Raw genomic sequence first — 22,329 nt, 5'->3', positions numbered from 1 at the left:
AGTGCGGCATGTCGAGTACATCCTTTTTGATGGTTAGATGTCCCAGTATGCAGCCATCCGCGGCCTCGGGCATCAGAACGGCATGGAAAGCGCGCCGCGCGGAGCCTACTTGTCGATGAAGTGCGGGTCGTTGGCCATTTCCTTGAAGGCCTCGAGGCCGGTTCCCTGCAACTCATAGCCCGAGCCTTCGTAGGTGCGGTCTTCCTTCTTCAGCTTGCCCGGGTTCTGCCACCACAAGAAGGCCTTGATCTGCGGATGGGTCTTGAGGAATTCGCGTGCCGTCTTCAACCACAGGGTCTGCGGGTCGGGGTTCTTCTTGGGGTCGCTGACCGCGCCAGTCTCGGCGACCATCAGCGGCTTGCCCATCGGGGCGGCGGCGGCATAGAAGGCCAGCATGCCCGGGTCGGTGGCGAATGACTTGGCCTGGTTGCCCTTGTTGTAGTTGTCGATGCCGATCCAGTCGACATAGTCATTGCCGGGATAGAAGTACTTCCACTGCCCTGTTTCCCAGGCGTTGTGGCCGGGCGCGAAGACCCACTCGATGTTGTTCGCGCCAACCTTGCGGAACAGGTCAACGATGTGCCGCCATGCGGCGATGTACTTGGTGCCGGCCCGCTGCAGATCGGTCTTGACCTTGAACCCGGTGAAGCAGGTATTCACCTGGTTGTTGGTCATCTCGTAGTTGTAGCGCACCAGGATCGGCGGGCCACCGAGCGCCTTGACCTGCTCGGCCTGCTTGCGCATCTGCTCGTCATAGGTGCCTGCAATGATCGCGTCGGCCGTCGCGCAGCCCTTGGAGGGGTCGCTGCGCTGGAAGACGACCCGCCAGGACAGCATCGAGCGACGACCGTTGGCCCGGTTCCACTTGACGCGGTCGGTGTCGGGGAACAGCGCCCAGTCCTGGTGGTCGTTGTCGATCGTCAGCTTGCGGCCGATCGCCTTCTCGAAGGCCTCGAACTTTTCCTTCGAACGCACATCGTGCTGCGAACCCACGTGGGCCCCCAGCATCACGTTCGGTTCGGCCAAGGCGTTGGAGCCGGCCAGCAGGGCCAGGCAGAAAAGCGGCAGCAGGCGGTTCATCATCGTCACTCCTGAAATCCAGGGGAAAGGGGCGGCAGCGAAAGGCACTGTTCAGAAGGGCCTCGTCGTCCGGATGGAGCAACCGATGTGCCCGCAGCGTCGCCGGTTCCAACCGCCGCGCAGGTTAGCGGAGGTCACGTTGCTCCGTATGCCCCGATCGTTTCCATCGGTTTCGCGCAACACCATGGCGGCTGCGCGCCGCACGTGCATGGCGCGTCGTCACGCACCCGAGGCAGTTCAGGTCGGCACCGGCGCAGCGCTGAACGGCCAGGGGGCACCGTCGCCGACGTTGGGGCTCAACGCCTGCGCGACCACGTCCAACGGCCGGTTGCTGGTGGTGCGGATCTCGCCCTCGTGCAATGCCTTCTGCGGCCCGCCGTAGACGGTCGCGAGCAGGCTTTCGGGCTGCGCCTCTTCGGTCGCATGCAGGCCGACCCATGCATCGCGGCCCGCACGCTTGGCCGCATACAACGCGAGGTCGGCCAGCCGCACCACGTCTTGCCAGCCCAGCGCATGGGGGCGCCACGGCAAGTACGGCAGGCAGGCGAAGCCGATCGAGCACGTCACCGTCAGCAGCTTGCCGCCCTCGGTCAGGAACGGCGTCTCCGCCACCACCGTGCGCATCCGCTCGGCCAGCTCTTCGGCGCGGGCACGGTCGGTATCGCGCGCGACGGCCAGAAACTCTTCGCCGCCCCAGCGCACCAGGTAGTCGGACTCGCGCATCACCGATCGAAGCCGGCGTCCGAACTGCACCAGCACCGCGTCGCCGACCGCATGGCCGTGCACGTCGTTGACACGCTTGAAATGGTCGACGTCGAGCAGGAAGAACACGCTGTCGGTGTCGACCGGCGTGCCGCCGCCGGCACGCGCTTCCTGCCAGCGGCGCAGGCTGGCCGCGATGTCCTGCTCGATGTGGTCGGTCAGGAAACGGCGGTTGTGCAGGCCGGTCAGCGGGTCGGTGATGCTGGTCAGTTCGAGCACCAGCGACTTGTCTTTCAAGGCCTTGTGCAGTGCCTCGAGTTCGGCCGTGCGCTCGCGTACCTTGCGCTCGAGCTGGACGTGGCGGGCCCGCAGCAGGCGTGTGCGCAGTTGCACGATGACCACCAGCAGGCTGAACACCGCGAGCGCCACCCCGAGGCGGAACCACAGCGTCTGGTGCCAGGCCGGCCGCACACGGACGGCCAAGCCGACGACGCGCTCGCTCCAGACGCCATCGCGGTTCGAGCCGCGCAGCATCAGCCGGTAGCTGCCGGGCGGCAGGTTGGTGTAGGCCGCAAGCCGGCGCGTGGCCTCGGTCTCGATCCAATCGGCATCAAAGCCTTCGAGCTTGTACGCGTAGCGGTTGCGCTCAGGCGCGGAGAAATCGATGGCGGAGAACTCGACCGCCAGGCTGTTGGCTTCGGGGGGCACGATCAGCGCAACGGCCGCCGAGGCCGCACCGGCAGACTCGGCCGCCGCAAAACGCGCGGCCGGCATGCTGCGGCCGCCGACCTTCAGGTCACTGATCACCACCGCCGGGTGGTAGCGCCAGGGCTGCAGCCGTTCGGGCCGCACGATCGTCAGCCCCCCGGCGCCGCCGAACAGCAACTCACCTTCGGCGGTGCGAGCCGCCGAGCCGGTCCAGTAGGTGGGGAAGACAACGCCTTCGGCCCGTCGTAAAGCACGCACACCCATCCCGGCAGGGTCGATCATCGCCAGGCCGTTGTCGGTGCTGGCCCAGATCTGGCCTTTCGAGTCTTCCAGCAAGGCATTGACGTTGCCGTCGGGCAAACCCTGCGGCGTCCCCAGGCGCGTGACGCGGGCGGTGCCATCGTGCAGCGGCAGCACGTCGATGCCGCCGCCGTAGGTGCCGACCCACAGCCGTCCGTTCGCATCGGGCAGCAGCGCAGTGACGAAGCCCGCCGACAGCCCGCGCGGCGATGCCGGATCCGGCAGATAACGCGTCACCTCGCCGGTGGCGGGGTCGTAGTGGTTCAGGCCATTGCGCGTGCCGACCCACAAGGTGCCGTTGGCGCCTTTGGCCAGCACGACGACGCGCTGATCGCTCAGCCCACCCGGCGCCGCCCCGCGCAGCACCGGCGTGGCGATGCGGCTGCGCAGGTCCAGCTTCCACAACCCGTCGGTCTGACCGCCGATCCACAAGGTGTCGCCGTCGGCCAGCACCGCCCAGGTCGACGCGGCTTGATCGCGACCGGTCAGCGTCACCCGGGCCACGCGACGACCGTCTGCACTGGCGTGGTACAGGCCGCGCTTGGTACCGATGAAGACACCGCCATCGGGCGCGTGCTCCATGCCCAGCACGATGTCCTGCGGCAACGCAGTGTCGGGATGGGCCGCATCGGGTTTCAGCAGACCGACGCGCGCGCCGGTGCCATCCAGGATGTCGACGCCGCTCTTGTGGGTCCCGAGCCAGAGCCGACCCTGCGGCATCGGCAGGATCCAGCTGATCTCGGTGCTGGCGCGGGCCGCCAGCGGGGCATCGCCGGAGGCGGCGCCGAAGCGCGTGAGGATCGCCGATTGGCGCGGGTCGTGCCGGCTGACGCCGCGGTTGGTGGCCACCCAGACCAGGCCGGCGCGATCGCGGTGCAGGTCGCGCAGCGCGTTGTCGGGCAGGCTCATCGGCCAGGTCGGCACGTTGCGGATGCGGTGGGTTTCGCCACGCGCCAGGTCGACCGAGACGATGCCCTGGCCGACCATGCCGATCCACATCTCGCCGGGCTGCACCTCGGCCAGCGTGACGACCTGGCGGTCGCGCAGCAGGTCGACCCCGTCGGGCGACGAGGTCTCGTAGACCGGCCGCGCCGGGCCCTGGCCATGGTCTTCCAGCACGAACGTGCCGTGTTGCAATGTGCCGACCCAGAGCCGCCCGGCGCTGTCTTCGGCCAGCGTCTGTGGTTCGGGCTGCGCGGCGTGGCCTGACAGCAGCCGCACCTGCACGAAATGGTCGCCGTGCGGTTCACGGCGGAACAGCCCAGCGGAGCTGCCGACCCACAGCGCCCCGAGCGAATCGCGCAACACCACGTGCACCCGCACGCCGGCCAACCCGGCCCAGCCGGAACCGCCGGCTGTGGCACTCACGATGCTGCCGCTGGCCGGGTCCAGGTGGTCGAGCCCGCCGTCGGTGGCGACCCACAGCCCACCGGCGCCGTCGTCGACGATCGAGCGCACGCTGACGTGGCTCAGGCCCTTGTCACCGATCGGGTAGCTGACGAAACGGTCGCCGGCCGCGTCGTAGCGCACGATGCCGGCCGAGCTGGTACCCACCCACAGCGTGCCGTTGGCGTCGCCGTGCAGTGTCTGGATGAAGTTGTCGGGCAAGGCCCCTGGCGCATGCAGGTCAGCCTTGTAGACGCGGAAGCGATAGCCGTCCCAGCGCGCCAGGCCGCCCAGCGTGCCGACCCACAAGAAGCCTTGCCCGTCTTCGGCGACCGCCGTCGCGATTTCATTGGGCAGGCCGTCGTCCTGCGTCAGGTGCTGGAAAGCGATCTCGGTCAGGTGCGACCAACGCTTGGCCAGCGGCGGCACCGGCAACTCGCCCGCGGCCCTGGCTGCCATGGCCGTCCCCGCGGCGGCGCCGACGAGGCCCAGCACCAGCAGACCGCGAACGATCAGCATGGCACGACGGCAGAACAGCAAGCAGGCGGGTCGGGACACAGTGCAAACGGGGGTCGGCAGGTCAAGTTACCCGCGGTTGCAGATTCTCTCCGACCTGCGCCGGCGCGCAATGTGGCGAAATGCCTATTCGACGCCGGGGATTGCCCGCGTCAATGCGGCGCCGCGGCCCGGCGTTGCTGCGCAATCCACAGGTCGATCCGCGCTTCGAGCGCAGTCAGCGGCACCGAGCCCGTCTCCAGCACCGCGTCATTGAAGCCACGCAGGTTGAAGCGTTTGCCCAACGCCAGTTGCGCCCGCTGGCGCAGCTCCGAGATTTTCAGCTGGCCGATCTTGTAGGCCAGCGCCTGGCCAGGATCACCGATGTAACGGTCCACTTCGTTGACGATGTCCAGCTCGGTCTTCGGCGCGTTGTCCTTGAAGTAGGCGATCGCCTGCTCGCGGCTCCAGCCCTTGGCATGCAAGCCGGTGTCGACCACCAGGCGCACCGCCCGCCACATCTCGTAGGTCAGCTGGCCGTAGCGCTCGTACGGGTCGTCGTACAGGCCCATGTCGTAGCCCAGTTGCTCGGCATACAGCGCCCAGCCTTCGCTGTAGGCAACGAAGTACGCCGTCTTGCGGAACATCGGCATCTCGGGCAACTCGAGCGCGCGGGCAAACTGGAAGTGGTGGCCCGGCACCGCCTCGTGCAGCGCGAGCGGCAGCATTTCCCAGCGGGGGCGCGACTCGGGCTGGTACAGGTTGGCGTAGAAGAAAGCCGGACGGCTGCCATCCGTGGCCCCACCCTGGTAGTAGCCGGCGGTCGCGTCGGGCGCGGCTTCGGCCGGGATCGGGCGTACGCCATAGGGCATGCGCGGGACGGTGCGAAAGACACGCACCAGCTCGGGGTCGATGCGCTTGGCCACCGCACGATACGCCTCGAGCAGCGCTTCGGGCGTCGGGTAGAAGAACTTCGGGTCGCTGCGCAGGTGCTTGAAGAATGCTTCACGCGTACCCTGGAAGCCAATCTCGGCCTGCAGCTTGTCCATCGCCGCGCGCAGCCGCGCCACCTCCCTCAGGCCAGTCTCGTGGATCGCGTCGACGCTCAGGTCAGTGGTCGTGTAGTAACGCGCACGGAAGGCGTAGTAGGCCGCGCCGTCGGGCCCATCTGTCGCCGCCACCGTCGTGCGCGCCTTTGGAAGGTAGTTGGCGTTCACATAGTCGAGCAGCTTGCGGTAGGCCGGCACGATGCGTTCGCGCACGTGCTGCAGTGCCTCGGCGCCGAGCGCCTGGCGATCGGCTTCGGCCACCGCGGCTGGGAAGCGCTGGAACGGGCGGTAGAACGGGCTGGCCGCCGGGTCGTCGACGATCTGCGCGCCAATCTGCGCCGGGACGCGCTCGATCAGCACCCGCGGCGGCACGTGGCCGGTGCGCACGCCCTCCTGCATCAGCGCGATCACCTGGTCGATCACCAGCGGCAGCGTGGCCATGCGAGCCAGGTAGCGCCGGTAGGCGGCCACATCGTCGAACGGCATGATCTCGGCGATGCCCGCAGCCAGTTGCACGCCGCTGCGCTGGTTGATCGGCTCCAGGTACTCGCGAAACCGCTGGCGCTCGATGGTGTGCTTGAGCTGCCATTCGAAGGTGTCGTAGTGCACCCGGTCGGCCGCCGACAAGGCCTTCCGGTTGATCGTGTGCAGCTTCGCCAGCGCCGCGCGGTCCGCGGCTTCCTGCTTGGCGATCGCGGCCAGGCTCATGTCGCTCCAGCGGTCGTCGTAGCGCGTGTCGCCGTTGTAGCTGGCCGTCTCGGGGCTCTCGCGCAGCGTGCGCTCCCACTGGTCGGCGAACAGCTGGTGCAAGGCACGCGAGGCCGGCGCGGCGCCGGTTTTTGCATGCACTGGCCAGGCGGCCATCGAGCCCGTCACGAGGGCCGCCACCATGATCACGAAACGCAGCATGCAAGTCTCCGGCAGGTCCAGGCGAAGCCGCGATGCTAGTGCGCTTTGGCCCGAATAACTGGCGCCGAGAGCCGCCCTGCACGAACGATGATGCGGTCGCCGCGCCCTACCCGCCGCTGGCTACCATTCGCGCATGCCCCACGCCACCGCCTCGATCGGCGACATCGCCGGCCTGAAGATCGGCCACTTCACCGACGCACGCCGCCCCACCGGCTGCACCGTTCTGCTGTGCGAGGCCGGCGCCGTGGCCGGTGTCGACGTGCGCGGCGGTGCCACCGGCACGCGCGAGACCGCGTTGCTGGCGCCCGGAGCGCTGGTCGACCGAATTCATGCGCTGTTGCTGACGGGCGGCAGCGCGTTCGGGCTGGACGCGGCCAGCGGTGTGATGCGGTGGCTCGAAGAGCGCGGGCACGGCGTCGCGGTCGGTCCGGCACGGGTGCCGATCGTGCCGGCCGCGGTGCTGTTCGACCTCTGGCTGGGCGACCCGAGCATTCGGCCTGACGCAGCGGCCGGCTACGCGGCCTGCGAGGCCGCGCGCGCTGGCGACGTCGAAGAGGGCAACGTCGGGGCCGGCGCCGGGGCGACCGTCGGCAAGCTGTTCGGCCTGCCGCATGCGATGAAAGGCGGCGTCGGCTGCGCGGCGCTGCACCTGGGCGCCGTCACCGTTGCGGCGCTGGTGGTTGTCAATGCGCTGGGCGACGTGTTCGACCCAGCCACCGGCGCGTTGGTGGCTGGCGCTCGGGACGATGGTGGCCAACGCTTGCGCAACAGCCTGGCGGCGCTGGCCCGCGGCGAAGGGCCGGCGGCCTTGCTCGCGGGCCTCAACACCACGATCGGCCTCGTCGCCACCGATGCGACACTCGACAAGGCCCAGGCCAACCGCCTGGCCGCAATGGCGCAGGCCGGCTTGGCCCGCAGCATCGTGCCCGCCCACACCCAGCATGACGGCGACCTGCTGTTCGCGCTCGCCACCGGCGGCGTGCCCGGGGCCGTCGAACATGCCCAGCTCAGCGTGCTTGGCGCACTGGCTGCCGAGGCCGTCAGCCAGGCCGTACTGCGCGGTGTGCGTGCAGCCACCGGCCTGCCCGGCCTGCCGGCAACGCGCGACCTTTCCCCTACCCCATGAAACTCTCCCACATTCTGTTCAGCCAAGGCTTTGGCACCCGCCGGGTCTGCGCCGGCCTGGTCGACGCCGGCCTGGTGCGCCACGACGGCCAGGCCCTCGACGACCCCGACGTCGACCTGCCCACAGAGAGCCTGGTGCTGGAGGTCGAAGGCAAGCCCTGGCCCTTCCACGCCCAAGCGCTGGTGATGCTGCACAAGCCCGCCGGCTACGAGTGCTCGCAAAAGCCCAAGCACCACCCCAGCGTGCTGACGCTGCTGCCCGCGCCGCTGCGCCAGCGCGGCGTGCAGCCGATCGGCCGGCTCGACGAAGACACCACTGGCCTACTGCTGCTGACCGACGACGGCAAGCTGATCCACAAGCTCACCTCGCCCAAGCACCATGTGCCCAAGGTCTACGAAGTCGGCTGCAAGCACCCGGTCGACGCGACGCAGGTCGAGCGCCTGCTGGCCGGCGTGGTGCTCGACGACGACCCGGCGCCGGTCCGCGCCGCGGCCTGCGAGGCGGTCGGCGAGCGCGGCCTGCGCCTGACCTTGACCGAGGGCAAGTACCACCAGGTCAAACGCATGGTGGCAGCAGTCAGCAACCGCGTCGAGACGCTGCACCGCAGCACCTTCGGCCCGCTGACGCTGCCAGCCGACCTGGCCCCCGGCCAGTGGCGGTGGGTGCCCGGCTGGCCGGGTTGACCAGCATCCCGGCAAGGGGTGCGCCCCCTATGATGGGCTGGCAATGGACACGCTTGCTCCGGCACGACCACCGCTGGGCCCGCCGCCGGACCCGGACGATCGGCAAGCGATCGCCCAGCAGGTCGCCATCGAGCGCGTGCGCATCCTCTATGAGCGCACACCGCAGGCGCTGTGGGGCGGGCTGGCCTTTGCCGCATTGCTGGCCTGGGGCTGCGCGCCGATCGTCGGTGCCGGCTTGGCGTGGGGCTGGTATGGCGTCAAGGTGCTGCTCTGGGCCGTTCGCTACACGCAATGGCGCCGCTTCACGCGCGACGCCGAGTGGGCGCCACGCGCCGAGCATTGGCGCCGCCAGCACGACCTGCTGGCCACGCTGGACGGCGTGACCTGGGGCCTGGCCGGCCTCGTCGCCCACGCGACCAAGCCCACCCTGCTCGACGGCGTGGTGCTGGCGTCGCTGGTCGGCGTGGCCTCGGTCGGCGTGTTCACACTCAGCAGCCACATGCGCCATGCGACGCATTTCATGGCCGCCACGCTGTTCCCGGTCTTTGCCTTCCACCTGGTGCAGGGCGGCGTCTACGCCTGGTTGGTGTCGGGCGGCCTGGCAATCTACTTCGCGGTCATCGTGGTCGAAGGCCTGAGCAGCCATGGCCGGATGCTGGAGCTGTTGCGCCTGCGCTTCGAGAACGCGGCGATCGCCGACCAGCGCCACCGCGCGCTGCTGCTGGCAGAGCATTCCAATGCCGCGAAAGGCCGCTTTCTTGCCACCGTGAGCCACGAGTTGCGCACGCCGCTGAACGGCATCCTCGGCATGTCGCAGCTGATGGCACTGGAGGGCCTGCCGCCCGAGCAGGCCAGCCGCAACCAGGTGGTGCAGCGCTCGGCCGAGCACCTGCTCAGCGTGATCGGCGACCTGCTCGATGTGTCGCGCATCGAATTCGGCCGGATCGAGCTGCACCCCCAACCGGTGGCGCTGCCCGCGCTGCTCGACGAAGTGGCGTCGTTATTGCGGCCGGTAGCCCAGGCCAAGGGGTTGAATCTGCAGCTGGTGGCCGGGCCGGCACTGCCGCCGCACGTGCAGTGCGACCCGGTGCGCGTCAAGCAGGTGCTGCACAACCTGGTCGGCAACGCGATCAAGTTCACCGCCGAAGGCGAGGTGCGGCTGGCGGCTGGCCAGCGCGATGGGCTGATCGTCTTCACCGTCAGCGACACCGGCGAGGGCATCGCACCGGCCGAGGTCGAGCGCATCTTTTCCGCTTTCGAGCAGGTGCCGTCGAACACCGACTCGCGGCACAGCGGCACCGGCCTGGGCCTGACGATCTCGCGTCACCTCGCCCGCGCCATGGGTGGCGACGTCGTCTGCCGCATTGCCGCCGGCCCCGGCGCGGTGTTCGAGTTCACGATGGCCGAGGTGCCGGCCAACACCGCACCGGCCGCCGCCATCGCCGTGGCGGCGCCGCCACCGGCCCTGCCGCCGGCGTGCGTGCTGGTGGTCGAAGACAACGCGGTCAACGCACTGGTCGCGACCGGCATGCTCGAACACCTGGGCCTGCGCTGGCGCCTGGCCAGCAACGGCGAGCAGGCACTGGAGCAGTTGGCCCGGCAGCCCTTCGACCTGGTGCTGATGGACTGCCAGATGCCGGTGCTCGATGGTTTCGAAGCCACCCGCCGCTGGCGCGCCATCGAAGCCGATCGACCCCATGCGCCGCGGCTGCCAATCGTGGCGCTGACGGCCTTCGCGGTCGAGGGCGACAGCGCCCAGTGCCTGGCCGCCGGGATGGATGGGCACCTCGCCAAGCCCTTCACGCTGCAAGCCCTGGCCGCCGAGCTGGCGCGCCATCTGGTGCCCCATCCCCCGGACAGCTGCCATTGACATCGGGATTCGACCAGGTGGCGGTGTTCGTACGGTCGGGGGACAGGACACCGGCCCCGGCATAACATCCGGCCCCATGCGCATTCTTCGTGGACTGCACCACCCCCACGCGCAGCCCGGCCCGGGCTGCGCACTGACAATCGGCAACTTCGATGGCGTGCACCGCGGCCACCAGGCCATGTTGGCGCTGCTGAACAACGAGGCCAGGCACCGCGGGTTGCGCAGCTGCGTGATGAGCTTCGAGCCGCATCCGCGTGACTACTTTGCCAGCAAGGCCGGCACGCCCGACAAGGCACCAACGCGCATTGCGACGTTGCGCGACAAGCTCGGCGAACTGGCCCGCTGCGGCGTCGACGATGTCGTGATCCTGCGCTTCGACCACGCGCTGGCCAGCCTGTCGGCCGAAGATTTCATCCAGCAGATGCTGATCGACCGGCTGAACGCGCGCTACGTGCTGGTCGGTGACGACTTCCGCTTCGGCGCTCGCCGCGCCGGCGACTACGCGCTGCTGGATGCCGCCGGCGCGAGACTTGGCTTCGACGTCGCGCGGATGATGAGCTACGAGGTGCACGGCATTCGGGTGTCCAGCTCGGCCGTGCGCGAGACGCTGGCCGCCGGTGACATGGAGCGCGCCGCCACGCTGCTGGGCCGGCCCTATGCCATCAGTGGCCACGTGGTGCATGGCAAGAAGCTGGGGCGCGAGCTGGGCTTTCGCACGCTGAACCTGCGCTTCCCGTTCAAGCGCCCGGCGGCGCACGGCATCTTCGTCGTGCGGGTCCATGGGCTGGGCGGCGTGGTGCTGCCCGGTGTCGCGAGCCTGGGCGTGCGGCCGACGGTCGAAGACGCCGGCCGCGTGCTGCTCGAAACCCATTGCCTCGATTGGCCGGATACGTTGAGCCCGGAGGCCGGCTACGGCGAGCTGGTCTCGGTGGAACTGCTGCACAAGCTGCACGACGAGCGGCGCTACGAATCGCTCGATGCGCTGCGCGCGGCGATCGCGCAAGACGAGGCTGACGCGCGAGCCTGGCTGCAAGCCCACATTTAGCCGGCCGGGAGCCTGCATCCTCAACCTGAGCGACGGCTCACACTCGGCCGCGAGCGCCCGGCCGCTAGAATCGGGCCATGCCTTCGAGCACCGTTCGCCCCACCACGCCCCGCGGGCACACCGCCACGCGGCGGCAGACCACGCGCGATCGAATTATTCCGGCCTGACGCGCTCGCCGCGTCTGCGCGCCCCGCGCGCCCGAGCCCCGAGGGGTTTGCCGTCATCGGCCCCCTGCCCATCCCGATCTGCCACGCGCACACGCAGCGCGCCCCGCCATGACCGATGCCACGCCCGACTACCGCAGCACGCTGAACCTGCCCGACACGCCCTTCCCGATGCGCGGCGACCTCGCCAAGCGCGAGCCGGGCTGGGTCAAGCAGTGGGAAGAACAAGGCACCTACAAGCGCCTGCGCGAAGCGCGCTGCGGCGCGCCCAAGTTCATCCTGCACGACGGCCCGCCGTATGCGAATGGCCAGATCCACATGGGCCACGCCGTCAACAAGGTGCTCAAGGACATGATCGTCAAGGCCCGCCAACTGGCCGGCTTCGACGCGCAGTACGTGCCCGGCTGGGACTGCCACGGCCTGCCGATCGAGAACGCGATCGAGAAAAAGCACGGCCGCAACCTGAGCCGTGACGACATGCAGGCGAAGAGCCGCGCCTATGCGACAGAGCAGATCGCGCTGCAAATGGGCGACTTCAAGCGCCTTGGCGTGCTGGCCGACTGGGACCGGCCGTACCGCACGATGGACTTCGCCAACGAGGCCGGCGAGATCCGCGCGTTCAAGCGCGTGATGGAGCGCGGCTTCGTCTACCGTGGCTTGAAGCCCGTCTACTGGTGCTTCGACTGCGGCTCGTCACTGGCCGAGTTCGAGATCGAATACGCCGACAAGAAGAGCCAGACGCTGGACGTGGCCTTCCTGTGCGCCGAGAACGACCGCCTCGCGGCCGCGTTCGGCCTGCCCTCGCTGGCTGGTGACGCCTTCGCCGTGATCTGGACGACCACCGCCTGGACGATCCCGGCCAACCAGGCGCTGAACCTGAACCCGAAGATCGAGTACGCGCTGGTTGAAACATCCAAGGGCTTCCTGGTGCTGGCCGCGGTGCTGGTCGAGAAGTGCCTCGCGCGCTTCGGCCTCGAAGGCCGGGTCGTCGCGACGGCGCTGGGCGAGAACCTCGGCGGCATCCATTTCAAGCACCCGCTGGCGCACGTCGACGCGGGCTACGACCGCCTGAGCCCGGTCTACCTGGCCGACTACGCGACCGCCGACGACGGCACCGGTATCGTCCACTCGTCGCCTGCCTACGGTGTCGACGACTTCAACTCCTGTGTCTCGCACGGGATGGCGTACGACGACATCCTGAACCCGGTGCAGGGCAACGGCTCTTATGCACCGCAGTTCCCGCTGTTCGGTGGCCAGAACATCTGGAAGGCCGTGCCGGTCATCATCGACACACTCAAGGCGGCCGGCCGCCTGATGGCGACTGAAACCATCACCCACAGCTACCCGCACTGCTGGCGCCACAAGACGCCGGTGATCTACCGCGCCGCGGCGCAGTGGTTCGTCCGCATGGACGAGGGCCAGGGCGTGTTCACGAAGGACAAGGCGCCGAAGACGCTGCGCCAGATGGCGCTCGACGCGATCGACCAGACCGGCTTCTTCCCCGAGAACGGCCGCGCCCGCCTGCGCGACATGATCGCCAACAGGCCCGACTGGTGCATCTCGCGCCAGCGCAGCTGGGGCGTGCCACTGCCCTTCTTCCTGCACAAGGATTCGGGCGAGCTGCACCCGCGCACGATGGAAATCCTCGACCAGGCGGCCGACATTGTCGAAAAGGGCGGCATCGAGGCCTGGAGCCGCGTGACGGCCGAAGAGATCCTCGGCGGGACCGATGCACCGAGCTACACCAAGAGCAGCGACATCCTCGAGGTCTGGTTCGACTCGGGCTCGACCTTCCAGCACGTGCTGCGCGGCACGCACGCCAAGGACGCCGCCGGCACGCCGGGCCACCACGAGCAAGGCCCCGAGGCCGACCTGTACCTCGAGGGCCACGACCAGCACCGCGGCTGGTTCCACTCGGCGCTGCTGATCGCCTGTGCGCTGGAGGGCCGCGCGCCCTACCGCGGCCTGCTGACGCACGGCTTCACGGTCGACAGCCAGGGTCGAAAGATGAGCAAGTCACTCGGCAATGGGATCGAGCCGCAAGAGATCAGCGGCAAGCTCGGTGCCGAGATCATCCGCTTGTGGGTGGCCGCCAGCGACTACTCGGGCGACATCGCCGGTGACAAGAAGATCCTCGACCGCGTGGTCGACGGCTACCGCCGCATCCGCAACACGTTGCGCTTCCTGCTGGCCAACATCAGCGACTTCGACGCTGCGACCGATTCGGTGGCTGCCGACGAGATGCTGGAGGTCGACCACTATGCGCTGGCACGCGCCAGCGAGCTGCAGGCCGAGATCCTGAAACACTTCACCGCGTACGAGTTCCACCCGGTGGTCGCGAAATTGCAGGTCTACTGCTCGGAAGACCTCGGTGCGTTCTACCTCGACGTGCTGAAGGATCGCCTCTACACGACCGCGCCGAAGAGCGTGGCGCGCCGCAGCGCACAGACCGCGCTGTGGCACATCACGCAGGCGATGCTGCGCTGGATGGCGCCCTTCCTCAGCTTCACGGCTGAAGAGGCCTGGCAGGTGTTCGCTCACGGCACCGCATCGAAGCAGACCATCTTCACCGAGACCTACTGGCCGCTGCCGACGCCCGACAGCGCGCTGCTGGCCAAGTGGAGCCGGCTGCACGAGATCCGCGACCTGGCGAACAAGGAGATCGAGGCGGTGCGGACCACCGGCGCGGTCGGCGCGTCGCTGCAGGCCAACCTGGTGATCACCGCGCCGGCGGAAGACGCCGTGCTGCTGCGCTCGCTGGGCGACGACCTGCGCTTCGTCACGATCACTTCGGCGGTCAAGGTGGTCGATGGCGCAGTGTTGTCGGTCGTCGTCACGCCGAGCACGTCGGCCAAGTGCGACCGCTGCTGGCACTACCGCGACGACGTCGGCACCGATGCGGCCCACGCCACGATCTGCGGCCGCTGCGTCAGCAACCTGTACGGTGCGGGCGAGACCCGCAAGGTGGCCTGATGGCGCGCCGGTCGTTCTCCAGCGCTTCGTCCGGCCCCAGCCTGTGGGTCTGGCTCGGCGTCGCGCTGGTCGTGATCCTGCTGGACCAGCTGACCAAGACACTGATCCTCGGTGACTTCCGGTACGGCGAAAGCCGCACCGTCACCTCGTTCTTCAACGTCGTGCGGGTGCACAACACCGGCGCGGCGTTCAGCTTCCTGGCGGGCGCTTCGGGCTGGCAGCGCTGGTTCTTTGTCGGCCTCGGCGCGGTGGCGTCGGCGGTGATCGTCTGGATGCTGAAGAAGCACCCGGGCCAGAAGCTGTTCTGCTTCGCGATTGCGATGATCCTGGGCGGTGCGGTGGGCAACGTGATCGACCGCCTGATCCACGGCTATGTCGTCGACTTCATCCAGCTGCACTATGCCGGCAGCGCGTTCCCGTCGTTCAACGTGGCCGACAGCGCGATCACACTGGGCGCGATCTGCCTGGTGCTCGACGAACTGCTGCGGGTTCGCAAGACCTGATCCGGCGAGAACGGGAAGCAAAGCGCCGCCTCATCGGGCGGCGCTTTCGTTTGGCAGACTGTCGAAGCTGGTCAGGCGCTGTTGCGAGCCACCTGCGCGGCCTGTGCCGGGGCTGGCGTGACCTTCAACGTCTCGCCTTGCACCGTCACATGGGTGCCGACAGCCATCGACTTGGCTTGCGTCACGCTGCGCAGCGAGCCGTCTTCCATCCGCACCTTCACGCGGTAGACCGTCTCGGTCTTGACCTTCTTCTCGATCGCATGGCCGGCCAGCCCACCGCCGACCACGCCGAGCACCGTCATCGCCGTCTTGCCGCTGCCCGCGCCCATGCGGTTGCCCAGCGCCCCCCCGACGACGCCACCGGCCACTGCGCCGACGCCGCTGCCCTTGCCTTCACGCTGCACAGGCTCCACGGCCTCGACGACACCGCAACTGTTGCAAACCGACACCATGGCCGGCGGGGTGCCGTGACTTTCACCACGGCCGGAAGGCGCCGGCGCGACAGATGGGCCGTTGCGCGAGGTGGTCGCAGGCACGGGATGTGCCGGCCGCGTCGCTGGCTTTGCAGCGGTCGTCGGAGCCGGTGGCGCCGGCTCGGCCGGCATCGGCGCTGCCGCGTCGCCAGCGATGGGTGGCGGCTTGGGCGCCGAGGGGTCTCGCACCGCATCGGCGGCATTCGCCACCACGGCGGCGGGCACGGCCGGCTCCTCGCTCGGCACCTGGGCCGGCGAGCGGATCACGAGGGCCGCGCCGAGGGCAGCCGCCGTCGTGCCGAGGAGGCCGATCACCAGCCAGGCACTGCGAGGAAAGGACGCTTGGGTCGGCCGGGGCCGAACGGCTGCGGTGGATGGATGCATGAGAACCCTCCAAACTGGTCGCCGAGGAAACCACACCGCGCGGCCCCTCGGTCTGCACAGCACAGATGCTGCGCGCTGCGTCGGGGTCGCAGGTATCCGAATGCATCGCCTGTACCACGGCCAAGGGACAGGTTGGACCGGATGCGCCGTCGCCGAGCAGACGCAGGGGGCCCAGCAAGCACGGGCTGTGCCGCCCCATGCCAGGGCGTGCCGGCCCGATCGCCCGCGACTCAGGCGGGATAGATCGCGCCCAGCACGCGCGGTCCACGCGCACCGGTTGCCTCCGGCCGGTTGCCGGGCTGGCGCAGCATGCAGGCGCGCGCCAGCCAGGCAAATGCGGCGGCTTCGACCTGCGATGGCGGCAGGCCGGCTTCGGCGGTCGACCCCACCGTCACGCCAGGCAAGAGGGCGGCCAGACGCACCATCAGGTGCCGGTTCAACGCACCACCACCGCACACACGCAAGTCGGTGGTGCCTGGCGCCTCGCGGCGCAGCGCATCGGCCGCGGCGCGGGCGGTGAACTCGGCCAGCGTAGCCTGCACGTCACCAGGATCGGCGACCGCGAAGGCGGCGAGCCGGCTGGCCAACCAATCCGGGTTGAACAGGTCGCGGCCGGTGCTCTTGGGCGGCGGCCGTTGCAGGAAAGGCTCGGCCAACAGCATAGCCAGCAGTTGGGGCAGCACCCGGCCGCTGGCGGCCCAGCCTCCAGCCTCGTCGTAAGGCAGGCCCCGGTGCAACTGCACCCAGTGGTCCAGCAGCGCATTGCCCGGCCCGCAGTCGAAACCGCGTACCACGCCTTGTGGATCGTCGCCAGCCGGCAGCAACGTCAGGTTGCCGATGCCGCCCAGGTTCAGCACCGCGCGGGGCGAGTCGGGCAAGCTGAAGACCTGCGCATGGAACGCGGGAACCAGTGGTGCGCCTTGGCCGCCGGCAGCCACGTCACGCGAGCGGAAATCCGCCACCACGGCAATGCCGCTCAGCTCAGCCAGCAGAGCCGGCTGGTTGACCTGGATGGTGTAGCCGGTGGTGTCGAACTCGCCCGGGCGGTGGCGCAGTGTCTGGCCGTGCGAGCCGACCGCGGTGACCGCACCGGGCGCCATCGCGCAATCGGCCAGCAGCGCCTGCACGACCCCGGCCTGCGCCCGCGCCAGGCCGTTGGCGGCCAAGGCAGCACGGTGCAGTTCGTTGTCGCCGGCACCGTTCAGCGCCAGCAGTTCGTCGCGCAGCGCTGGCGCGAAGGGGCGGTGCGCATGCGCCAGGACGTCGATGTCGTGGCGCGCAGGGTCGTCGGCGAACCGCGCGAGGACGCCGTCCACCCCGTCCAGCGAGGTGCCGGACATCAAACCGATATAGATCACCATGTGCCGGATTGTGGCCGGCAGCCGGTGGGCCGTCGCGGGCTTACTCGCCGCTGCCGGCCACACCCTGCAGCTCGTCGGCCGCTTCGAGCTGGGTTCGCATCGCGACGGCCCATTGGGCGAAGCGCGGGCGTTGCGACGCATCCAGCGCGATCGTCTCGGCGGTCTTGGCGATCTTCACCGGATCCTGGTGCTGGCCGTGGATCTGGAATTCGAAGTGCAGGTGCGGCCCGGTGGCCCAACCAGTGGCGCCGACGTTGCCGACGTTCTGGCCCTGGTCGACCCGCTGGCCCTTGCGCACATTGATGCGCGACAAGTGGGCGTACAGCGTGCTGCGGCCACCGTTGTGGGCAAGCTTCACGACGTTGCCGTAGCCGTTCTGCCAGCCGGCGAATTCGACGATACCGTCGCCGACCGAGCGCACCGGCGTGCCGCTGGGCGCGCCGTAGTCGGTGCCCAGGTGCGCGCGCCAGGTCTTGTGAATCGGGTGCAGGCGCATCGCGAAACCCGAGGTCACGCGCGAGAACTCCATCGGGCTGGCCAGGAACGCGCGCCGTTTGCTCTCACCCTTGAAGTCGTAATAGCCGCCCTTGCCTTCGGCGTTGCCGAACCACACGGCCTGATAGCTCCTGCCGTTGTTGACGAATTCGGCCGCCAACACGCGGCCGGTGCCTTGGTTCCAGGTGATCGGCTCGCCGTCGGCGGTCAGCGCTTCGTAGACGACGCTGAAAGCGTCGCCCTTGCGCAGCTCGCGGTGGAAATCGATGTCGGTCGAGAACATCTCGGCCATCTGCACCGCGATCGCGTCGGGGATGCCGGCGTCGTCGGTGGCCGCGAACAGCGAGCTGCGGATATGGCCGCCGGCCAGGCGGGTGCTGGCGCCCAACGCTGCAGTTTCGATCCGCGCGCTGAAGCCGCCGCCCTCGACGCGCTGGATCGTCAGGCGCTGAAAGCGCGACGGTGCGGTGGTGCTGCCGTCGTCGTCGGTCGCAAAACGGGCAACCAGCGTCTGCAGCCGGCCTTCGTCGTCCAGCTCGGCCGACACCATCTTGCCCGGCCGGCCGTTCAGCACGCGCTGGCCGGTACGGTCAGCACGCAGGAACTGCGCAGCCTCGGCATCGACCACGCCCAGACGGCGCAGCAGGCTGTCGGCGGTGTCGCTGGCGCGGGTGGTTTCGCTGCGGCGCAGTGCCAGATCGGCATCGGCCAGGGCCTCCAGCTGGCCTTTCAGCCCTTCAGGCTCGACCGACTCGGTGACCAGGCGACGCGGCAGCTCGGCCGCATCCGGCGCCAGGGGGGCGATACCGAAAGCGGTGACGCCGAAGCCGGCCATCAGGATGGCCACCGTCGTGGCCAGGCCGCGACGGTGGGCGGAGACAAACTCGCGCGCCGCGAGGGCGGCGGACCGCACCGGGGACGGTGCGGTCGAAGCGGGCGCCGGAACGCGGGAATCCAAAGACATTCAGTTTCATTCCGCGAGGAGATGAACACCTCGCAACAGCAACCTGCCCAACGGTCGACAAGTTCAACCCGACGCCGGCCGAGGCCGGCGTGCAAGGTTTGCAAAGGGTCGGGATCCAGGCCCTGGGCAGGGGGCTGGCCCGTAGAATCCGCCGCTTCAAGCCACCTTCGCGATGGCCCTGGGCGACTGGTCCGGGGCGATTCACGAGGAATCGGAGCCCGGAACAGGCATTGCGCGCGAGTATAGCCAAGCACTTTCCGGCGCTATCCCCAGTTTGCAATTCGTGACTTTTGTATGACAGAACCCGTGAACGGCAGCACGCCGCTCAGCAATTCTGTGCAGGAAGCGCTGGCCATCAGTCTGCGCGGATGCAGTGAACTGCTGCCCCAGGCCGACTGGGTCAAGAAGCTGCAGCGCGCCGAAGCCACCGGAAAGCCGCTGCGGATCAAGCTGGGCCTGGACCCCACCGCGCCGGACATCCACATCGGCCACACGGTGGTGCTGAACAAGATGCGCCAGCTGCAAGACCTGGGCCACACCGTCATCTTTCTGATCGGCGACTTCACCTCGATGATCGGCGACCCGTCGGGCCGCAACGCGACCCGCCCGCCGCTGACGCGCGAGCAGATCGAGGCCAATGCCAAGACCTACTACGCCCAGGCCAGCCTGGTGCTGGACCCGGAAAAGACCGAGATTCGCTACAACAGCGAGTGGAGCGACCCGCTCGGCGCGCGCGGCATGATCCAGCTGGCGGCCAAGTACACCGTGGCCCGCATGCTGGAGCGCGACGACTTCACCAAGCGCTTCCAGGCGAACACCCCGATCTCGGTGCACGAGCTGCTGTACCCGCTGATGCAGGGCTACGACTCGGTCGCGCTGAAGAGCGACCTCGAGCTCGGCGGCACCGACCAGAAATTCAACCTGTTGGTCGGCCGCGCGCTGCAAAGCGAGTACGGCCAGGAGCCTCAGTGCATCCTGACGATGCCGCTGCTGGTCGGGCTGGACGGCGTCGAGAAGATGTCGAAGTCGAAGAACAACTACATCGGCATCACCGAAGACGCGAACACGATGTTCGCCAAGCTGCTGTCGATCAGCGACACGCTGATGTGGGATTACTTCACCCTGCTGAGCTTCCGCTCCGAGACCGAGATTGCGAAGCTGAAAGCCGAGATCGAAGGGGGCCGCAATCCGAAGGATGCTAAGGTGCTGCTGGCCAAGGAGATCACGACGCGGTTTCACAGCGCGTCGGCGGCCGAGGCTGCAGAAGCCGATTTCGACAACCGCGCCAAGGGCGGCATCCCGGACGAACTTGAAGAGGTGTCACTGTCTGGTGCACCCATGGGCATAGGCGCCCTACTGAAAGCCGCCCGACTGGCCCCCAGCACGAGCGAAGCCAACCGCCTGATCGACCAGGGCGGCGTGCGCATCGACGGTGGGGTTGTTTCCGACAAGGGCCTGAAACTCCAGGCCGGTACATTCGTCGCCCAGGTGGGTAGGCGCAAATTCGCGCGCATCACCCTGTCCTGAGTCCCTTCAGTTCGCGGAGATCCCGATGAACCGTTCCAGAAAAATCGCAATCGTTGTTTCCGTGCTGGCCCTGGCCGGCCTGGCTGCCCATGCACAGGTCGAGCCCGTCAGCGGCACCACGCCTGCCGCCTCGCCTGCAGGGCCGGTGAAGGCTCCTGACGGCAGCGAAACCTGGCCCAGCGGCCTGGTCTTCCGCTCGCTGCGCGAGGGCAGCGGCGCCAGCCCCAGCCCGACCGACACGGTCAAGGTCCACTACCGCGGCACCTTCCCCGACGGCAAGGAGTTCGACAGCTCCTACACCCGTGGCCAACCGGCCGAGTTCCCGCTCAACCGGGTGATCCCCTGCTGGACCGAAGGCGTGCAGAAGCTGAAGGTCGGCGGCAAGGCCAAGCTGACCTGCCCACCGGCCATTGCCTACGGTGCCAAGGGCGCCGGCGGCGTGATCCCGCCGAACGCAACCTTGAACTTCGATGTCGAGTTGATCGGGATCGCGGGACGGTAAACAGGCCCCCACGGCCCCCCGGGGCCTGCCTTGCAGGCCGCGCCGAGCCAGAGGCTCGGCCCTTTGCTAGGCACGAACAGTCCTCAGGACTGTTCATGTCCGAGCAAAGCCCCCCGAGGGGGCTCGCGCAGCGGACCAGCAAAGCTGGATCCGCGCACGCCACTTGACGGTGAGCGGCGCTACGCGCGCTCAGTCAAAGGCCGAGTTCGCGACGGGTGGCGAGGACTTCGGGGAGCCAACGTGGCTCGCGTTCGCGGGCGCGCCGCTCGGCACGCGTGAGGGCCAGCCGGGCGGCTTCGATGTCGCTGAGGCGAGACCGTGCGATGGCCAGGTTGTTCCAGGCGGCTGCGCTGTCGTGGGTACGGGCAGCAGCTTCGAACAGCGATGCGGCGATGCCGGCGTCACCGCGTGCCAGCCAGAGATTGCCCAGGCCCAGTGTCGGCGCCAGTCCCTCAGGCCAGCGATCGTGGGCGCTGCGCCAGGCTTCCAGCACGGCGGGCGAGTTCACGCCCTGGCCGCGCTCGAAAGCGGCTACGGCGGCCGCGGCCGCCACATCATCGGCCGCTTGCGGCCATTGGCCAGGCGGCAGCGCGACCATGGACCAGGCGCCGGCCCGGACCCAGGTGTGCTCCAGCGTGGTCAGCGTCCATTCGGCATGGGCTGTCTGGCCGCTGTGCAGCCAGACCTGGCCGGTGTCGAGGTCGTAGCCGGTCAGCACCGCGTAGTGCCAGCGTGGCCACCATGGCAAGGCGAGGTTCAGCAGCAACGCCACCGGTGTTCCGGCGGCCAGTTGGGTGCAGACAGCCATCAGCTGCGGCGCCAGCGTGAAGGCCAGCGCGCCGTTGCGCCGTGTCGCGGCCAGCATCTCGATCTGCAGGCTGCCGCCACGGCCCGGCAGGTAGACCTGCCCGGTCAGCGTGCCCAGCTCGGCGGCCAGGCCCGCGGCGCGCAGCAGCATCGCCAGTGTGGCGGGGCCGCACAAGGTGTCGTCTTGGGCGACGAAGGGCACCGGCAGGTTCACCCGGCGCGGCAGGCCCGCCGGGGGCGTGGTGCGCAGCGCGCCGGTCATCGGCGCGGCCAGCACGCTGCAGGCTGTCAGTGCCGGCGCCCCGACGGCCGCTGCGCCGGCCTGCAGCAGCGAGCGCCGGTTGGTCACCGTTTCAGCGCGCAGAGCGGGTGAACGGGAACACCTTGGTCAGGCCCAGGATGTCGGTGACCAGCAGCAGCACGAAGATGAACAGCAATGCGCCCAGCAGGTCGCTGGCGCCGGCCGGCGACGTGTCGATCTGGTCGACCAGCAGTTGGGCTTCGGCATCGGTCAAGGCGGCCACCCGGGCGCGCGCCTGCGCCAGGTCCACCCCACGCGCCTGCAACCCGGCCTGCACATCGGTGCGGTCGAACTGGCTCAGCAACTGCGCACGGGCGCCTTCGCTGGACGCCTGCGAGGCCTCGGCAGTGGCCAGTTGCTCGGCGCCGATGACACCGGCATGGGCCGATTGCATCAAGCCGGCGAAGCTCAGGCTGCTCGCCAGCACCCAGGTCACGACACGCATTGCGGGCTTCATCTGTATCTCTCCAACGGGGTAGTTTGTCGGCACCGGGCCCACCCGCATGGCAGGCCGGCGGTGTA

16 protein-coding genes are annotated in these 22,329 nt (G+C 68.9%); 8 read left to right on the top strand and 8 right to left on the bottom strand.

What is annotated here, in order from left to right:
- Nucleotides 1–105: 105 nt before the first annotated feature.
- From VFY73_RS11470 to VFY73_RS11460, 3 genes are all read right to left on the bottom strand, one after another.
- Nucleotides 106–1,080 carry a glycoside hydrolase family 26 protein gene (locus tag VFY73_RS11470; RefSeq protein ID WP_329718762.1) on the bottom strand — a complete coding sequence of 325 codons (975 nt, stop codon included), beginning with the start codon at nucleotides 1,078–1,080 and terminating at the stop codon, nucleotides 106–108.
- Nucleotides 1,081–1,317: 237 nt separating this feature from the next.
- The gene (locus tag VFY73_RS11465; RefSeq protein ID WP_329718760.1) at nucleotides 1,318–4,695 is read right to left on the bottom strand and encodes a ligand-binding sensor domain-containing protein; all 3,378 of its coding nucleotides are present in this window, start codon (nucleotides 4,693–4,695) and stop codon (nucleotides 1,318–1,320) included.
- 149 nt (nucleotides 4,696–4,844) lie between these two features.
- Nucleotides 4,845–6,629: a DUF885 domain-containing protein gene (locus VFY73_RS11460; protein ID WP_329718758.1), complete on the bottom strand. Its 1,785-nt coding sequence runs from the start codon at nucleotides 6,627–6,629 to the stop codon at nucleotides 4,845–4,847.
- A gap of 133 nt (nucleotides 6,630–6,762) precedes the next feature.
- Between VFY73_RS11460 and VFY73_RS11455 the strand changes: the two genes are divergently transcribed.
- The 6 genes from VFY73_RS11455 (at nucleotide 6,763) to lspA (ending at nucleotide 14,993) form a co-directional block, all read left to right on the top strand.
- On the top strand, nucleotides 6,763–7,755 hold the full coding sequence (locus tag VFY73_RS11455; RefSeq protein WP_329718756.1) for a P1 family peptidase: 993 nt from the start codon (nucleotides 6,763–6,765) through the stop codon (nucleotides 7,753–7,755).
- Nucleotides 7,752–8,438, top strand: a complete 687-nt coding sequence (locus tag VFY73_RS11450; protein ID WP_329718754.1) for a 16S rRNA pseudouridine(516) synthase — start codon at nucleotides 7,752–7,754, stop codon at nucleotides 8,436–8,438. The genes VFY73_RS11455 and VFY73_RS11450 overlap by 4 nt, the downstream gene beginning before the upstream one ends.
- Before the next feature lie 43 nt (nucleotides 8,439–8,481).
- Nucleotides 8,482–10,308, top strand: coding sequence for an ATP-binding protein (locus VFY73_RS11445; protein WP_329718752.1), 1,827 nt, complete (start codon nucleotides 8,482–8,484; stop codon nucleotides 10,306–10,308).
- 76 nt (nucleotides 10,309–10,384) lie between these two features.
- Nucleotides 10,385–11,353 (top strand): bifunctional riboflavin kinase/FAD synthetase, encoded by a 969-nt coding sequence (locus VFY73_RS11440; RefSeq protein ID WP_329718750.1) that lies wholly within the window; start codon nucleotides 10,385–10,387, stop codon nucleotides 11,351–11,353.
- Between the two features lie 275 nt (nucleotides 11,354–11,628).
- The gene (gene ileS / locus VFY73_RS11435) at nucleotides 11,629–14,490 is read left to right on the top strand and encodes an isoleucine--tRNA ligase (protein ID WP_329718748.1); all 2,862 of its coding nucleotides are present in this window, start codon (nucleotides 11,629–11,631) and stop codon (nucleotides 14,488–14,490) included.
- Nucleotides 14,490–14,993, top strand: coding sequence for a signal peptidase II (lspA, locus tag VFY73_RS11430; protein WP_329718746.1), 504 nt, complete (start codon nucleotides 14,490–14,492; stop codon nucleotides 14,991–14,993). Before ileS ends, lspA begins: the two co-directional genes overlap by 1 nt.
- Before the next feature lie 71 nt (nucleotides 14,994–15,064).
- Here lspA and VFY73_RS11425 read toward each other — a convergent pair whose 3' ends face one another.
- The 3 genes from VFY73_RS11425 to VFY73_RS11415 form a co-directional block, all read right to left on the bottom strand.
- Nucleotides 15,065–15,850 (bottom strand): glycine zipper 2TM domain-containing protein, encoded by a 786-nt coding sequence (locus tag VFY73_RS11425; RefSeq protein ID WP_329718744.1) that lies wholly within the window; start codon nucleotides 15,848–15,850, stop codon nucleotides 15,065–15,067.
- Nucleotides 15,851–16,080: 230 nt separating this feature from the next.
- On the bottom strand, nucleotides 16,081–17,211 hold the full coding sequence (locus VFY73_RS11420) for an anhydro-N-acetylmuramic acid kinase (protein WP_329718742.1): 1,131 nt from the start codon (nucleotides 17,209–17,211) through the stop codon (nucleotides 16,081–16,083).
- 40 nt (nucleotides 17,212–17,251) lie between these two features.
- The gene (locus VFY73_RS11415; RefSeq protein ID WP_329718740.1) at nucleotides 17,252–18,619 is read right to left on the bottom strand and encodes a M23 family metallopeptidase; all 1,368 of its coding nucleotides are present in this window, start codon (nucleotides 18,617–18,619) and stop codon (nucleotides 17,252–17,254) included.
- 345 nt (nucleotides 18,620–18,964) lie between these two features.
- Here VFY73_RS11415 and tyrS point away from each other — a divergent pair, with 345 nt between their 5' ends.
- Together tyrS and VFY73_RS11405 are read left to right on the top strand one after the other, a co-directional pair.
- On the top strand, nucleotides 18,965–20,197 hold the full coding sequence (tyrS, locus tag VFY73_RS11410; RefSeq protein WP_329718738.1) for a tyrosine--tRNA ligase: 1,233 nt from the start codon (nucleotides 18,965–18,967) through the stop codon (nucleotides 20,195–20,197).
- 25 nt (nucleotides 20,198–20,222) lie between these two features.
- On the top strand, nucleotides 20,223–20,699 hold the full coding sequence (locus VFY73_RS11405; RefSeq protein ID WP_329718736.1) for an FKBP-type peptidyl-prolyl cis-trans isomerase: 477 nt from the start codon (nucleotides 20,223–20,225) through the stop codon (nucleotides 20,697–20,699).
- 193 nt (nucleotides 20,700–20,892) lie between these two features.
- Here the strand turns inward: VFY73_RS11405 and VFY73_RS11400 are convergent, their stop codons facing one another.
- Both VFY73_RS11400 and VFY73_RS11395 read right to left on the bottom strand, forming a co-directional pair.
- Nucleotides 20,893–21,855 carry a PA2778 family cysteine peptidase gene (locus VFY73_RS11400; protein ID WP_329718734.1) on the bottom strand — a complete coding sequence of 321 codons (963 nt, stop codon included), beginning with the start codon at nucleotides 21,853–21,855 and terminating at the stop codon, nucleotides 20,893–20,895.
- A 4-nt stretch (nucleotides 21,856–21,859) separates the two neighbouring features.
- Entirely contained in the window at nucleotides 21,860–22,264 is a 405-nt protein-coding gene (locus VFY73_RS11395) for a PA2779 family protein (RefSeq protein WP_329718732.1), read from the bottom strand.
- Between the last annotated feature and the right edge of the window lie 65 nt (nucleotides 22,265–22,329).

Source organism: Ideonella sp., assembly GCF_036277275.1.
Classification (GTDB): Bacteria; Pseudomonadota; Gammaproteobacteria; order Burkholderiales; family Burkholderiaceae_C; genus Ideonella.
This window is presented reverse-complemented; position numbering and strand designations above follow the sequence as displayed.

Excerpts from the sequence above, each read along its gene's own strand:
- VFY73_RS11470 (WP_329718762.1), bottom strand. The coding sequence starts at position 1,080 with ATGAACCGCCTGCTGCCGCTTTTCTGCCTGGCCCTGCTGGCCGGCTCC.
- VFY73_RS11465 (WP_329718760.1), bottom strand. The coding sequence starts at position 4,695 with ATGCTGATCGTTCGCGGTCTGCTGGTGCTGGGCCTCGTCGGCGCCGCC.
- VFY73_RS11460 (WP_329718758.1), bottom strand. The coding sequence starts at position 6,629 with ATGCTGCGTTTCGTGATCATGGTGGCGGCCCTCGTGACGGGCTCGATG.
- VFY73_RS11455 (WP_329718756.1), top strand. The coding sequence starts at position 6,763 with ATGCCCCACGCCACCGCCTCGATCGGCGACATCGCCGGCCTGAAGATC.
- VFY73_RS11450 (WP_329718754.1), top strand. The coding sequence starts at position 7,752 with ATGAAACTCTCCCACATTCTGTTCAGCCAAGGCTTTGGCACCCGCCGG.
- VFY73_RS11445 (WP_329718752.1), top strand. The coding sequence starts at position 8,482 with ATGGACACGCTTGCTCCGGCACGACCACCGCTGGGCCCGCCGCCGGAC.
- VFY73_RS11440 (WP_329718750.1), top strand. The coding sequence starts at position 10,385 with ATGCGCATTCTTCGTGGACTGCACCACCCCCACGCGCAGCCCGGCCCG.
- ileS (WP_329718748.1), top strand. The coding sequence starts at position 11,629 with ATGACCGATGCCACGCCCGACTACCGCAGCACGCTGAACCTGCCCGAC.
- lspA (WP_329718746.1), top strand. The coding sequence starts at position 14,490 with ATGGCGCGCCGGTCGTTCTCCAGCGCTTCGTCCGGCCCCAGCCTGTGG.
- VFY73_RS11425 (WP_329718744.1), bottom strand. The coding sequence starts at position 15,850 with ATGCATCCATCCACCGCAGCCGTTCGGCCCCGGCCGACCCAAGCGTCC.
- VFY73_RS11420 (WP_329718742.1), bottom strand. The coding sequence starts at position 17,211 with ATGGTGATCTATATCGGTTTGATGTCCGGCACCTCGCTGGACGGGGTG.
- tyrS (WP_329718738.1), top strand. The coding sequence starts at position 18,965 with ATGACAGAACCCGTGAACGGCAGCACGCCGCTCAGCAATTCTGTGCAG.
- VFY73_RS11405 (WP_329718736.1), top strand. The coding sequence starts at position 20,223 with ATGAACCGTTCCAGAAAAATCGCAATCGTTGTTTCCGTGCTGGCCCTG.
- VFY73_RS11395 (WP_329718732.1), bottom strand. The coding sequence starts at position 22,264 with ATGAAGCCCGCAATGCGTGTCGTGACCTGGGTGCTGGCGAGCAGCCTG.